This window comes from Knoellia sp. S7-12 (assembly GCF_040518285.1).
Classification (GTDB): Bacteria; Actinomycetota; Actinomycetes; order Actinomycetales; family Dermatophilaceae; genus Knoellia.
In genome coordinates, this window is record NZ_CP155449.1 from 1,064,011 (window position 1) to 1,078,360 (window position 14,350).

At 68.7% G+C, this 14,350-nt stretch carries 9 protein-coding genes; 5 read left to right on the forward strand and 4 right to left on the reverse strand.

Annotated elements, in window-relative coordinates:
* Window positions 1-171: 171 nt before the first annotated feature.
* From V6K52_RS05075 to aroQ, 3 genes are all read left to right on the forward strand, one after another.
* On the forward strand, window positions 172-897 hold the full coding sequence (locus tag V6K52_RS05075; RefSeq protein WP_353952808.1) for a response regulator transcription factor: 726 nt from the start codon (window positions 172-174) through the stop codon (window positions 895-897).
* The gene (locus V6K52_RS05080; protein ID WP_353952809.1) at window positions 894-3,524 is read left to right on the forward strand and encodes a DUF4153 domain-containing protein; all 2,631 of its coding nucleotides are present in this window, start codon (window positions 894-896) and stop codon (window positions 3,522-3,524) included. Before V6K52_RS05075 ends, V6K52_RS05080 begins: the two co-directional genes overlap by 4 nt.
* An 89-nt stretch (window positions 3,525-3,613) precedes the next feature.
* A complete protein-coding gene (aroQ, locus tag V6K52_RS05085; protein WP_353952810.1) occupies window positions 3,614-4,057 on the forward strand; it encodes a type II 3-dehydroquinate dehydratase in 444 nt (147 codons plus the stop codon).
* Here the strand turns inward: aroQ and V6K52_RS05090 are convergent.
* Together V6K52_RS05090 and V6K52_RS05095 are read right to left on the reverse strand one after the other, a co-directional pair.
* The gene (locus V6K52_RS05090; protein ID WP_353952811.1) at window positions 4,054-5,349 is read right to left on the reverse strand and encodes a DUF6596 domain-containing protein; all 1,296 of its coding nucleotides are present in this window, start codon (window positions 5,347-5,349) and stop codon (window positions 4,054-4,056) included. The two genes, aroQ and V6K52_RS05090, sit on opposite strands and share 4 nt — an antisense overlap.
* Window positions 5,350-5,363: 14 nt before the next feature.
* Window positions 5,364-5,750 carry a YciI family protein gene (locus V6K52_RS05095; RefSeq protein ID WP_353952812.1) on the reverse strand — a complete coding sequence of 129 codons (387 nt, stop codon included), beginning with the start codon at window positions 5,748-5,750 and terminating at the stop codon, window positions 5,364-5,366.
* A gap of 215 nt (window positions 5,751-5,965) precedes the next feature.
* Between V6K52_RS05095 and icmF the strand changes: the two genes are divergently transcribed.
* Window positions 5,966-9,208: a fused isobutyryl-CoA mutase/GTPase IcmF gene (icmF, locus tag V6K52_RS05100; protein ID WP_353952813.1), complete on the forward strand. Its 3,243-nt coding sequence runs from the start codon at window positions 5,966-5,968 to the stop codon at window positions 9,206-9,208.
* Window positions 9,209-10,694: 1,486 nt separating this feature from the next.
* Window positions 10,695-11,033, forward strand: a complete 339-nt coding sequence (locus tag V6K52_RS05105) for a hypothetical protein (protein ID WP_353952814.1) — start codon at window positions 10,695-10,697, stop codon at window positions 11,031-11,033.
* Here the strand turns inward: V6K52_RS05105 and V6K52_RS05110 are convergent.
* On the reverse strand, window positions 10,999-13,503 hold the full coding sequence (locus tag V6K52_RS05110; RefSeq protein WP_353952815.1) for a multicopper oxidase domain-containing protein: 2,505 nt from the start codon (window positions 13,501-13,503) through the stop codon (window positions 10,999-11,001). The genes V6K52_RS05105 and V6K52_RS05110 overlap by 35 nt on opposite strands.
* On the reverse strand, window positions 13,500-14,093 hold the full coding sequence (locus V6K52_RS05115; RefSeq protein WP_353952816.1) for a hypothetical protein: 594 nt from the start codon (window positions 14,091-14,093) through the stop codon (window positions 13,500-13,502). The genes V6K52_RS05110 and V6K52_RS05115 overlap by 4 nt, the downstream gene beginning before the upstream one ends.
* Between the last annotated feature and the right edge of the window lie 257 nt (window positions 14,094-14,350).

The following is a 14,350-nucleotide window of genomic DNA, read 5'->3' on the forward strand; positions in this document are numbered from 1 at the left end:
GGGGTCCCCGGCCAAACGGTGACGCGGTCGCTGTGGGGAAGGAGGGGGAGCCAGCCCTCCAGATACATGGCGTTGGGCGCAGGCCCCGGCGTGGGCCGGGGCGGTGATCTTCACGAGATCTCCACAGGTCACTCCCACGCATGCCCACAACTGGCTCCTACTGTCAGTGGCATGAGTGGATCGGGAGCAGACACAGCCGTGGGGATTCCGTCGATTGCACGCACGACGGTGTTGGTCGTCGAGGACGAGCCGACGATCAACCAGGCCGTGACCGACCGGCTACGGGCCGAGGGCTACACCGTCCACCAGGCACACGACGGCCCTGCCGCTGTTGCGGCCTTCACCGAGCAGGCACCCGAACTCGTCGTCCTCGACGTCATGCTGCCCGGATTCGACGGGCTCGAGGTGTGTCGCCGCATCCAGGCGGTGCGCCCGGTGCCGGTGCTCATGCTCACGGCCCGCGACGACGAGACCGACATCCTCGTGGGGCTCGGCGTCGGCGCCGACGACTACGTCACCAAGCCGTTCCGCATGCGTGAGGTCGTCGCACGCACCCACGCACTGCTGCGCCGGGTCGAACGTGCCGCCGAGCTCGCCGCGACACCCGCACCCACGACCCAGGTCGGTGCGGTCGAGATCGATGGGCCTGCTCGGCGGGTGACGGTCGACGGCGAAGAGGTTCACCTCACCCCTCTCGAGTTCGACCTCCTCGCCTCGCTCGCGTCGACCCCCGGGACCGTCCGCTCGCGTGAACAACTCATGGGTGAGGTGTGGGGCTGGTCCGACGCCTCGGGCACGCGAACCCTCGACAGTCACGTGAAGTCCCTGCGCGCCAAGATTGGTGCCGCGCGTGTGCGCACCGTTCATGGGGTCGGCTATGCCCTGGAGAGTGCGTGAACACCGACCAGCCGCTCGCGAGCATTGACTCGATCAAGGTCAAGCTCGGGCTCCTCGTGGCGGTGAGCTGCGTTGTCGCAGCGCTGTTTGCGACGATCGGAGACCGAGCCGGTATGCCGCTCTGGCTCACCCTGCCGGTGACCGTCACCGTCGCGTTGCTCGTCACCCAGTGGCTTGCTCGGGGCATGACGGCTCCGCTGCGCGAGATGACTCACGCTGCCAGCCGCATGGCGGCGGGGGACTACCTGCAGCGCGTCTCGACGAAGTCGACCGACGAGGTTGGCGTACTCGCTCGAGCCTTCAACGCCATGTCCTCCGATCTCGCCGACGCGGACCACCAGCGTCGCCAGCTCGTCGCCACGGTCTCGCACGAGCTCCGCACACCGCTCACCGCCCAGCGCGCCCTCCTCGAGAACCTCGTCGACGGTGTGGTGCAGCCCGACGACGCCGCATTGCGTGGGGCGCTCACCCAGTCCGAGCGACTGAGCGACCTCGTCGGCGACCTGTTGGACCTGTCGCGGATCGACGCCGGAGTCGCACCGCTGAGGCTCGAAGAGGTGGCGGTCGCAGATCTGCTCCGCCGGGCGGTGTCGGAGGCCGAGCTCGGTTCCCGGACCGTTCATCACGTATGCCGTGTGGTCCCGGACGATCTCGTCGTCACGGCTGATCCTGCTCGCCTTGCACAACTCGTCGCCAATCTGCTCGACAACGCCGCTCGACACAGCCCTCTGGGCGGCGAGATCCAGCTCGTGGCAACCGTTCTGGACAGCGAACAATGGTCGCTCGAGGTCATCGACGACGGGCCGGGCATTCCCGCTGACAAGGCCGCCAATGTCTTCAGCCGCTTCGGCACGGGCGATGATGCGGGTGGCGGCACCGGCCTCGGGCTCGCGATTGCTTCCTGGGTCTGCGAGCTCCACGGCGGCTCCATCAGCGTTGATCCCACCCCGCCGGGCGGACGAGGTGCGCGACTGCGCGCGGTCCTGCCACGGCATACGCCCGACCGCGCCCAACGGACCTCGGAGGTCGCCATGACGACAACGCCCGCCACGCCGCCTGCGGCGCCACGACCGCCAGTGCCGGCAGCGGCCGCGGCGTCAGCACCAGCACCCGGGACCGTGGTCGTGAAGCAGGGCCCGCCGCCGTTCGTCGACACGCTCTTCGGGAGGTTCTGGCCGGAGGCCGGGCTCGGTCCGCAACCCAGGCTGCTCATCGGGGCCATGCTGTTGGGCCTCATCGGGTCGATCACCTTGCCCGAGAGACGGATTGGTGTGGCAGTGGGGCTCGTCGCCCTGTTGGCGGCCGCGCTCATCCTCTCGGCATCGCGACAGAGGTGGAGTGCCTGGGCCATCAGCTGCGTGGCGGTGGGGGTTGGTCTGACCGCCATGACCGTCATCCGGGCGGCCGAGTGGATCCCCGTCCTCTCGGCCATGATCGCGGCGCTCCTGCTCGCCGCCACCGTGACCCGAGCCCGGTCGTTCGTGAGCATCCCGCTCTCCGCGATCTCCTGGGTACTAGCGGGTCTCCGCGGTCTGCCGCTGCTCGGTCGCACCCTGACGGCGACCAGTCGGATGCCGCTGCTCTGGCCGGTCCTGCGCACCATCGCGATCGCGGCAGTGGGTCTTGTCCTCTTCGGTGGACTGTTCGCCTCCGGCGACGCGATCTTCGGGTCCTGGGCACAGGCGCTCGTGCCCAATCTGCGCTGGGACACCATCATCGGGCGGATCTTCGTCTTCGTCTTCATCGCGGGGATCGCTCTCGCCGGGGCCTACCTCGCGCTCAACCCGCCGCGGATCGCCGACCTCGACGTCCCCCGGGGACGCCCCGTGACCCACCGCTGGGAGTGGCTCGTCCCGCTGGGCGTCGTCATCGCCCTCTTCGTCGCGTTCCTCGCCGCGCAGGCGACAGCAATGTGGGGGGGCCACGAATACCTGCGCGAGACAACGGGACTCACCTATGCGGAGTACGTCCACGAAGGCTTCGGCCAGCTCACGACCGCGACGTTCCTCACCCTGGTCGTCGTGGGCATCGCCACCCGCAAGGCAGCGCAGGTGACGGCCTCCGACCGGCTCACCCTCAAGGTCGCCCTCATCTCGCTGTGCCTGCTCACGCTGGCCGTCGTGGGGTCGGCGCTCTATCGGATGAGCCTCTACCAGGACGCCTACGGCTTCACCGTGCTCCGCGTCTTCGTCGACGGCTTCGAGCTGTGGCTCGGTCTGCTCATCGTGCTGATGATCGCGGCGATCGTGCGGGGCAGCGGCAAGTGGGTGCCGCGGGCGGCGCTGCTCTCGGGTGCGCTCTTCTTCCTCGGCTTCGGCCTGATGAATCCCGATGGCTTCGTGGCACAGCGCAACATCGACCGCTTCCACGAGACCGGCAAGCTCGACACCGACTACCTCGCTGGACTTGGCCCCGACGCGGTCCCGACGATGATCAACGGCCTCGACGCGAAGCAGGCAGCATGTGTCGTGAACTGGAACATGGAGCGCAGCGCTGACGGTGAGGACGACATCTTGGCGTGGAACCTTGGCCGGTCGCGTGCCTTCGCCGCCACCGAGGGCAAGGACCTCACCGTCGACACGTCGTTCTGCTCGGGCTTCGGCGACGGCTCCTCGTCCCGCCAGTGACTCCTCGCGTCTGCGGATGTGGTGGCTCTGGCGACCACATCCGCAGACGCAGCGGATGCGGAAGGTGAGCGGACGGCATACTCGAATCCATGGACTCGACCACAGTGCTCGTCCTCAACGGCCCCAATCTCAACCTGCTCGGCGAGCGTGAGCCAGAGATCTATGGGAGCGACACGCTCGCGGACGTCGAGGCCCTCTGTCGCACGGCCTGTGACGAAGCGGGGCTGACGCTCGAGTTCCGGCAGAGCAACCACGAGGGCGTGCTCATCGACTGGGTCCAGGAGGGGCGACGCGGCATCGCGGGTCTCGTGATCAACGCGGCCGGCTACACACACACGTCGGTCGCTCTGCGCGATGCGCTCAACGCAGTGACCGTGCCTCGCGTCGAGGTGCACATCAGCGACATTCACGCGCGCGAGGCGTTCAGGCACCACAGCTATCTCACCGACGTCACCGACCACCAGATCATCGGGCGCGGCGTGGCGGGTTATGTCGAGGCGATTGACTGGGTGGCTGCCCGACGCGCGAGCTAGAGCTCGGCCAGTCCCACCGCGGAGGGCCCGGAGGTGCGGGAGGTCTCGGCGGCGGAGGCCTGTGAGGCGTCGCGGCGCGCTTCGAGGAAGCGTCGCTCGGCTGGGGTGTGAGTGAGCTCGATCGCGCGCTGGTAGGCGGCAGCCGCCTCCGCATGACGGCCTGACCGGTCAAGGAGATCGGCACGGGTCGCCCACAGCGGTTGGAAGCGCGCGGCGCGGGAGGCCTCGTCGGACGCCTCGATCGCGTCGAGGAGAGCCAGGCCGGCTGCGGGCCCCTCCACGTTGGCCGTCACTGCCGCGAGTGCGGCCGCGCTCCCCAGGCTGGGCGCCACGGCATGCAGTGAGCGGTGGAGTTCCAGGAGGGCCGGCCAGTCGGTGCCCCCGGTGATCGCCCTCGCGCAATGGACGGCCTGGACGGCGGCCTCCAGCTGATAGCGCCCCAACACCCGGGCCGGGTGGGCTGCGCGGAGGTGCTCGTGAGCCCGCGCGATCCGCCCGCGGTCCCACTGGGTGGAGTCCTGCTCGGCGAGAGGGACGAAGGAGCCGCCGATTCCGGTCCGCGCAGCGCGGCGCGCGGCCGACAACCCCACCAGGGCTGCGAGCCCTCGGGCTTCGGGATCGTCGGGGACCAGCTCGGCGAGCACCTCGGCCAAGTGCAGCGCCTCCGGCGGCAGGTCGCGCTCAGCAGGTCCCGTGGACCAGTCGATGACATAGGCGCCGTAGACCGCGCCGAGGAGCGCATCCATCCGCTCGGGCAGGACCGAGCGGTCCGGGATGCGGAAGGGGATCCGGTTGTCGCGGATGCGGCTCTTGGCGCGCACGAGCCGGGTCGCCATGGTCGTGGTGGGGATCGCATAGATGCGGGCGACCTGCTCGGCGCTGTATCCGAGGACGGTGTTGAGCATGAGGGGAGTGCGTGCCGTCGGCGCGATCGCGGGGTGCGCACAGACGAGCATCAGCTCGAGCCGACGGTCGGGGACGGCGTCAGGGTCGACGTCGTCGAGGTGCGACGGAGCATCCGCCTCCGGATCCAGGGACGTGGTCCGCGACACCTCCGCCGAGCGCCACCTGTCTCGTTGACGGTTGCGGGCCACCGTGAGCAGCCACGCCTCCGGTCGGTCCGGCACGCCCTTGACGGGCCAGGTGCGCAGGGCCGCCTCGAAGGCGTCGCCGAGAGCGTCTTCCGCGGCCGCGATGTCGTGGGTGCCCGCAGCGAGAAGGGCAAGCAGGCGGCCATAGCTGGTGCGGGCCACACTCTCGGCCCGCACCGGCGTGGATTCTTCGGGGTTCATTGCAGAACGTCCGCTCAGGTGAGGCGACAGCCGTCGTTCCACGTGCCGTCGACGAACGACGTCGCCGCGGCCCGGACCTCGATGAGGCCGTACTGCGCCGCGGGGCACTTCTCCGCCCAGCCGAGTGCGGCATCGAGGTCGGGGACGTCAATGACGAAGATGCCAGCGAGGGCGTCCTTTGTCTCGGCGAAGGGGCCGTCCTGCACCTCGAGCGATCCGTTGCGCAGGGTGATGGTCGTGGCGGAGGACGTGGGGGCGAGGACCTCGGCGGCGATGAGGACGCCGGACTCCTCGAGGGCGCGACCATAGGCACCGAAGGCGTCCTGCATCTGGGCGATGGCCTCCTCCGGGATCTCACCGGCGGCGGGCTCGGGGTGGGCGAGGACGAGACTGAAACGCATGACGTGCTCCTTCGTGATGTCGGCGCCTCCTGGTTGGCGACGCTCACCGTGGTGACGGATGAGCGAGCCTGCAATCGTCACTTCCTGAGCAATCTCTCACGCGGCACACCAGTCAGGAGTGAAAGAGGCGGCAGATCGGCGTTCGGTGGTGGCACCAGCGATGTCCGGTGGCTTCGTGACTTCCGCGTATTACTAGGACGTCCTACTATTTCGGTATGACACAGACGTCTCCTGAGCTGCACGTGCCCTCGAACCCGGTCCGCATCGTCACTGCGTCGAGCCTGTTCGACGGCCATGACGCGTCGATCAACATCATGCGGCGCATCATGCAGAGCCAGGGCGCAGAGGTCATCCACCTCGGCCACAACCGCTCCGTCCAGGAGGTCGTCGACGCGGCGATCGAGGAGGACGTGCAGGGCATCGCTGTGTCGTCCTATCAGGGCGGGCACGTCGAGTACTTCGAGTACCTCGTACAGCTCCTCCGTGAGGCCGGCGCCGGTCACGTCAAGGTCGTAGGTGGTGGCGGCGGCGTCATCGTCGCCGACGAGATCGCCCGGCTGCGCGAGGCCGGCGTCACGATCTTCAGCCCCGAGGACGGCCAGCGTCTGGGCCTCGTCGGGATGATCAACACGGTCATCGAGGCCTGCGACACCGACCTGTATGCCGCTGGGTCGGCTGATCTTGCCGCCGTCCTGGCGGGGGAGCGCGCGGCCATCGCTCGCGCCATCACCGGCGCGGAGGCCGGCGCCCTGTCCGACGACCTGCGCAGCGAGCTTGTGAAGGCCGCGGCCGGACACCACGTGCCCGTCGTCGGCATCACCGGCACCGGTGGCTCGGGCAAGTCGAGCCTCACCGACGAGCTCGTCCGCCGCCTGCGGGTCGACCAGCAGGACAAGCTCCGCGTCGCCGTCGTCGCGATCGACCCGACCAAGCGCAAGGGAGGCGGTGCCCTCCTGGGTGACCGCATCCGGATGAACTCGCTCGACGGGGACCGCGTCCTCTTCCGTTCGCTCGCCACGCGCGGTGGACGTGAGGTTCCCGAGGGCCTCGAGGACGTCATCACGATCCTCAAGGCAGCGGCATACGACCTCATCATCATCGAGACGCCCGGCATCGGTCAGGGCGACGCGGCGATCGTGCCGTTCGCCGATGTGTCCATGTATGTCATGACGCCCGAGTTCGGTGCGCAGAGCCAGCTCGAGAAGATCGACATGCTCGACTTCGCCGACCTCGTCGCCATCAACAAGTTCGAGCGGCGCGGCGCGATGGACGCGCTGCGTGACGTCGGACGCCAGCTCGTCCGCAACAAGGGTGCCTTCGGCAAGAAGCCCGAGGACATGCCGGTGTTCGGCACCTCGGCTGCGACGTTCAACGACGACGGTGTCACTGCGCTCTACCAGGAGCTGCGAAAACTGCTGTCCGACAAGGGTCTTGAGTTCGCCGAGGGTGCGCTGCCGCACGTGGACGTGCGCCACTCCTCGGTGCTGCGCCAGATCGTCCCGGCGTCGCGCGTCCGCTATCTCTCGGAGATCACCGACACCGTCCGTGGCTATCACCAGCAAACCGAGGCGTATGCCGTCCAGGCCCGTCGGGTGCAGCGCTTCGAGTTCGTGGATGACGAGTTGGCTGCGGCGGGGCATGAGGACCACGCGGTCGACCAGCTGCTGGCCGCTGCCCGCAAGGAGCTGCCGGCAGCCGTCGAGGAGGCCATCGAGAAGTGGCCGGCCACGGTCCAGGCCTACAGCGGCGACGAGCAGGTCGTGCGGATCCGCGACAAGGAGATCCACACGTCGCTGGTCAAGGAGTCGTTGTCCGGCAGCAAGATTCGCCGCGTTGCCGTCCCGTCGTTCGCCGACCACGGCGACCTCGTGTCGTTCCTGCGGCGCGAGAACCTCCCCGGTCTCTTCCCGTTCACCGCCGGTGTCTTCCCGTTCAAGCGCGAGGGTGAGGACCCGGCCCGCATGTTTGCCGGTGAGGGTGACCCGTTCCGCACCAACCGCCGCTTCAAGTTGCTCTCCGAGGGCCAGCCGGCGACACGTCTGTCGACGGCCTTCGACTCGGTGACGCTCTATGGCCGCGACCCCGACCCGCGTCCCGACATCTACGGCAAGGTCGGCACGTCCGGCGTCTCCATCGCGACTCTCGAGGACATGAAGGCGCTCTACGACGGCTTCGACCTCACGTCCCCGACGACGAGTGTGTCGATGACGATCAACGGCCCGGCGCCGACGATCCTCGCGTTCTTCCTCAACACCGTCATCGACGGTGAGGTGGCGAAGTTCGTCGCGGAGCACGACCGGCAGCCGACCGCCGAGGAGGCGACCGGCATACGCGCGCTTGCTCTGGCCTCTGTGCGCGGCACGGTCCAGGCCGACATCCTCAAGGAGGACCAGGGGCAGAACACCTGCCTGTTCTCGACCGAGTTCTCCCTGCGGATGATGGCCGACATCCAGGAGTGGTTCATCGAGCAGCAGGTGCGCAACTTCTACTCGGTCTCGATCAGCGGCTATCACATCGCTGAGGCCGGGGCGAACCCCATCAGCCAGCTCGCGTTCACGCTGGCGAACGGGTTCACCTATGTCGAGGCCTACCTCGCGCGCGGCATGGACATCAACGACTTCGCGCCGAACCTGTCGTTCTTCTTCTCCAACGGGATGGACCCGGAGTACTCCGTCATCGGTCGCGTCGCCCGTCGCATCTGGGCTGTGGCGATGCGGGAGAAGTACGGCGCCAACGAACGCAGCCAGAAGTTGAAGTACCACGTGCAGACGTCGGGCCGCTCGCTGCACGCGCAGGAGATGGACTTCAACGACATCCGCACCACCCTCCAGGCGCTCATCGCGATCTATGACAACGCAAACTCATTGCACACCAACGCTTTTGACGAGGCCGTGACGACGCCGGGCCCCGACTCGGTGCGCCGCGCGCTCGCGATCCAGATGATCATCAACCGCGAGTGGGGCCTCGCGATGAATGAGAACCCGCTGCAGGGCTCGTTCATCATCGACGAGCTGACCGACGTGGTCGAGGCCGCGGTGCTGGCCGAGTTCGACCGGATCTCGGAGCGCGGGGGAGTGCTCGGTGCGATGGAGACGGGCTACCAGCGCGGCAAGATCCAGGACGAGTCGATGATCTATGAGCACCGCAAGCACGACGGGTCGCTGCCGATCATCGGCGTCAACACCTTCCGCAAGCCCGACGCCGAGGGCGGCACGCCGCAGCACGTCGAGCTGGCCCGCGCCTCTGAGACCGAGAAGGAGTCGCAGCTCGAGCGGGTCAACGCCTATCGCGAAGCCCACCGCGAGGAGGCCGAGGTCGCACTGCAGCGTCTGCGCGAGGCGTCGATGAACGGCGACAACGTCTTCGCAGTGCTCATGGACGCCGCTCGGGTCTGCACGCTCCAGCAGGTGACGGACGCGTTCTTCGAGGTCGGTGGCCAGTACCGCCGCAACGTCTAGGTAGTCACCGTCGAGGCGGTCAGCGACTGCATTCGACTGTCAACGCCCGCGTCACTCCGGCTCCAGATAGGGCCACAACCCCATCGATGCAGTGACCACCATCTGGCGACGGCAAGCCGGAGAGGCCTGGATTGGCGACCCGTCATGGCCTTCGTGGCGCGGTGGGTGGGATCGCCGAGTAACCACGACGATGTTGACGCTGGACCTTCTCTGCACCTGTCAAGATGCTCTCGCGGCCTGAAGTGTGAAGGCATCACGACCGACCCGCACGAGGACGGCTAGGTTCTGACCGTGAACATCGACTTTAGTGACTTGCGCTTGGTATGGCCGGATGGCCTGGTACGGCAAATCGCGGCCCGACTCGCGCCGGATGGCGACATTGAGCCCTCAACCTTGGTGTGGCTGATGGCTGAGGCATTTGTCGATCCTCGCGGTTCTTCGGCGATGAGGGATGGTGCGCTTCCGGGGGCTCCGTGCACGAGTTCGATCAACTTGTTCTCGGATGGGACTCCGTCGGACGTCAGCCGGGAGTACTTGGCCTCGCTTCTGGAAGGAATCAACGATGGCGCGGTCAAGCCGTAAACGCCAGCTCGGTACTACCGGCAGCGAGCCGAGACCGAGGCCCATCCCTCTTTAGTGGGCGATGAGGAACTCGGCCCCGCGCTGTGCAAGGTCCTCGTCGACCTGGACAAGACGACTTCTTGAGGGGTCTTCTGGACCTGACCAGCATCACTCGCGTTCATGAACGCCCGCACCGGACGCCAGCGCTTTGAAGATAGTTGATCTCTCCCTCGAGGAGCGATGAAGGGCAATGTGCGCCCCCGACATACCGGCGGCATCCTCGTTCGGCAATCGGCAATGAGGAAGCAGCGATTTACGTTGCCCGCGGCCGTGATGGCCAGCGTTGAGAAAGGTTGACAGGAGTAGGACGGGACGATTTCGTCGTGGGGGCCGGACGATGCCTTCGAGGGGTACGGCGCGTCGAGAGCGGTCGACATCCAACATTGCCACCGATCGGTTCCTGGGCCCGTCATCTGGCCAACGATGACAGGGAGGTGACTCGCCGGGTCTGGTGGAGGCTCTCAATCCATGGAGGATGAGAGTGATGGCATCACCAGCTGCCGGTCCCCACGCCGCGCCGGGGATGGGCGCTGATCCGGGTGCGGGCCTACCTCCTCAACAGGTCCGAGCTGCACACCCGGCTGGGGCTGGCGCAGGGCGTGACATTCCTTCGGGTGCCCGGGATCGAGGCCACCGGGGATGTGGTCGCGTGCCCCAGCGGGGAGTTTGCCGCCGGGGAGCAGGTGGTGGCCATGCTGGGGGATGGGCCGCACGTTCGACGGCGGGTACGCCGAATTCACACTCAGCCTGGCGTTCTCGTGCGGGCTGTACGGCCTGACCAAGAAGAAGGTCGGCGCGCGCTCGAGGCGAGACGACGTTCCTCGACCACGGCACCGGCCACACCTCGCTGACGGTGCTGGCCGGGGTGGTCACCGCCGTGCCGCTGCTGCTGTTCGCCGCCGCCGCCCGACGCCTGCCGCTCGTGACGGTCGGCCTGATCCAGTTCGTCACCCTGGTGCTGCAGCTGCTTGTGGGAGTGCTCGTGCTCGGGGAGCGCGTCAGCGGGCGGCTGTGGGTCGGCTTCGGCATCGTCTGGGTTGCGCTGGTGCTGCTCAGCGTCGACTCGCTGCGCACCGCGAACGCATCGCGTACCGTGCGGCGTCGGGTCGCCGATGGCGCGACCGGCACGGCTTGGACCCAGACACGGGACGGGGCTGCCGACACCGTGATCAGGTCACGACGATCGGGACCTCGCGCATCTTGAGCGGCTTCTTGGTGATCCAGTGCTCCCACGTGATCGTGGCCTTGTAGGTGCCCTTGGTCTTCGGCCGCAGCAGCATGTCGTAGCGCTCGGCTCCCCCGAACGCGAGTACCGACGTCGTCAGCTGCGAGTCGGTGTCGGTGGCCGCGGGGCTGTAGCCGTCCGGGAGCGAGGTGTCACGGAACGGGCGTCCGTCGTGGGTCACCAGCTCGCCGATCGCCGCAGGCTTGCCCTGAGGGTCGGTGAAGCGCAAGGTCATCGGGTTGTAGTTGGCGTTCAGCACGCGCAGCAGGGTGGGCGCCTTCGCGCTGCCGACGACGTTGGCCCGGATCCGCGCCAGGCTCCAGACCCCGTCACCCCGCGGACGTCGCGCGAGCTCCCCGCCCAGCAGGTAGAAGTGCTTGGGGTCGAAGCGGTTCAGGCCGGCGTCCTCGCCCGACAGGCCCGCGGCGTGGTCCAGGGTGTGCCAGCGCGGGTCCACCGAGTAGGGGATGAGGATCGTCTCGGTGTCGATGTCGTACTCGGGGCCGTCGCTGAACACGCGGCGGCGCCCGACGGGGATCTGCGGGCGGGGCTCCGGGTCGATGATCAGCGCCCCGAACATGCCCATCTGCGCGTGCAGGACGGTGTTGACGTGGCAGTGGTAGAAGTACGTGCCGCTGGCGCCCTTGTTCGGGTTGCCCGCCTCACCGCGCTCCGGGCGCCACTGGTAGGTGTACTCGCCGTCGACCTCGAACGAGGAGTGCCCCACGCCGTCGTTGCGCGGGTCGGGCTCCATACCGTGCCAGTGGATGGTGTGCGGTCCCTTCGACGGACGTAGCCGCGCGTGGAAGACCTGCCCCTCGCGCACACGGATCAGGGGGCCCGGCAGGGCGCGGCCCGAGGTCGAGGTCTCGAAGCCCCAGATGTCGTGCTGGGCACCATCGTCGAACCTGAGGAGCCGGTTGAAGAACCCGAGCGAGATGGAGGCGTCAGGAGTCTGCTTGAACTCGGTGATCGGCTCGTCCTCCTGGATCTGGTCGGAGGAGAAGTCGACCTGGCTGCGGTAGAGGTGGTGCGTCTGCTCCGTCGCGGTGCCTGACTGGGTGGGCGCTGCCAGCACCCAGTCGGCCACGAGCCCGCCGGGGTACAGGCCGCCCGCGGCGGTCTGGGAGGGCTCGGCGTGGCAGTGCATGGGGTAGACCCAGTCGGTCTTCCGCGCGTGCCACACCGGGTCGATGACCTCGGGGGGCCGCCGGAGCGGCAGGACGCTGTCCTTGCGCTCCAGTGCCTCGAGCTCGACGACGTCCTCCCACTGCTGGAGCACGACGTGCCCGGCGGTGTCGACGTAGCCGCGGTCCCTCGGGAAGTCCAGCGAACCCCGCCGGACGGTCCACACGTGGTTGCCGTGGAAGTGCATCTGCTGCCGGACGATGCCGGTGTTGACCAGCCGGATGAGCTGCCCGGCGCCCACGGTGCCGGGCGAGTAGGACCGGCTGAAGTTGCGCACATCGATCTCGCGCGCCGAGCCGGACATCAGCGTCTCCTCCTTGCGCCGGTCGTTGGCGGCGAGGTCCCGGGAGATGCCGAGGGACTGGAAGCCGCTGCGCCCGTTGAGCAAGAAGTAGCGCGGCACCGCCGGGGTGGCGTAAGGGTCCACCGTCCCGCCCGCGGAGGCGATCTTCGCCCAGACCGGCTCGACGACGTGCGTCATCCACAGCCACTGTCGCTCGAACTCGGTCCCACCGGGCTTCAGCCGCCACCGCGCGTCGGGAGACATCACGAGCAGCACCCCGAAGAGACCGAGAACCCGCTCGACGTCGCCGTTCGTGGGGTCGCTGTAGACGTAGGTGCCTGGCGCCGGCGCCGTGAGCTCGAGCTCAGCGGTCTGGCCCGCAGGGATCGGCCCGGTCGACAGGTCCTCCGGCTTGGTCGGGTGCGGCACGCCGTGCAGCCGCAGCGCGTGCGGCTGGGTGAGACGGTTGTGCACCCTCAGGCGGATGGTGCTGCCTGACTCGGCGATGATCGTGCGGGCCGGGAAGTAGCTGGCCCAGCGCTCGCGGTGGACCAGGTACTCCCCCGGCTGGCGCGGGTCCGGTGCCATCGGCGCCGGTCGGCCCTTGGGCGGCAGAGCTGCACCGAGGGGGTACGTGCGGCTGACCACGAGCTGCCCGGTAGCGGTGAACACCCGCGGGGTGACGGCCAGGCTCGGCTGCGGGTCGCCGATCGCGGTGGGCCTGTCACCGAAGCCGCGGTGGTAGACCAGCGTGCCGTCGACCATCGGCAGGTAGCCCTCGTTGACGTAGAGGTCGAGCACACCGGGGACGGCAGCGACAGCGGCCGCGGCCGCCGGCCGGGGCAGCGCCGCGGGCACGGACGCGGCCCGCGAGGGGCCCGCGGCGGCCACGGCGACCGCCCCTGAACCCGCACCTGCGACCGCACCGAGGCGCAGGGCGTCCCGCCGGCTGACCTGGCCACGCGACGGCGCGCTCATGGCCTGGCCGCCAGTCCGTGCCAGACCGGCGGCAGGTCGATGACCACGGGAGCGGCGCCCGGCTCCGAGAGCTCGGCGGCCAGCTCGCTCACGCCCGAGGGCGCGAGATAGCTGATGCGCACCCGCTCGGTCGTCCCTGGCTCCAGACCACCCGGCGCGAGGTCGGCGTCCTCGGGGGTCACGGTCGTCCCGTCCGGACCGACCCGCAGCCTGAGCTGACCCGGGGAGAAGAGCACGGGGTCGGCCGTGCCGTTGCGCACCTCGACCTCCAGGACGACGCGGTCCGCCCACGTGTGGTTGCCGGGAGCCGGCGAGGAGGACGCCGCCGACACGTGGCCGTGGGCGGCACCTCCGGCGAGCCGTGGCCCGCGGTCGGCCCGGAGGATCTGCACGCTGCCGAAGCTGGTGCCGGTCGCGTCACCGGGTCCGGCACCGCGGATGACCTGCCGGGCCAGGGGCACGACCGCCACGGCGCCGACCACCACCAGGGCGACCTGGCGTCGGGTCCACCCGGGTGGCCCGAGGTCCTCGGGAGGGCTCGCGCCCTCGGACGGAGCAGACCTGCTCGGCGTGCTCGGACTTATCAGCATGTCCTTGCGTCCTAGTTCCATGGCTGTGCCCTCTCGACAGCACAAGCATCGACTCGCCACCTTTTAACCGGCTTTTGGCTCTGCGGCACCTCCGACAACGTCATCGACGACCTGCTCGAGGAGGTCACGATCTCGCTCCGAGGTCACCAAGGGAGCATGCCGCCCCGGGAGCGTGCGGTCTGCTCATCGGCATGACGGAGTTCCCGCACGGCTTCGCAACACCGTGGCGCCTGCAACGCAGCTCCCCGACGGCGTGT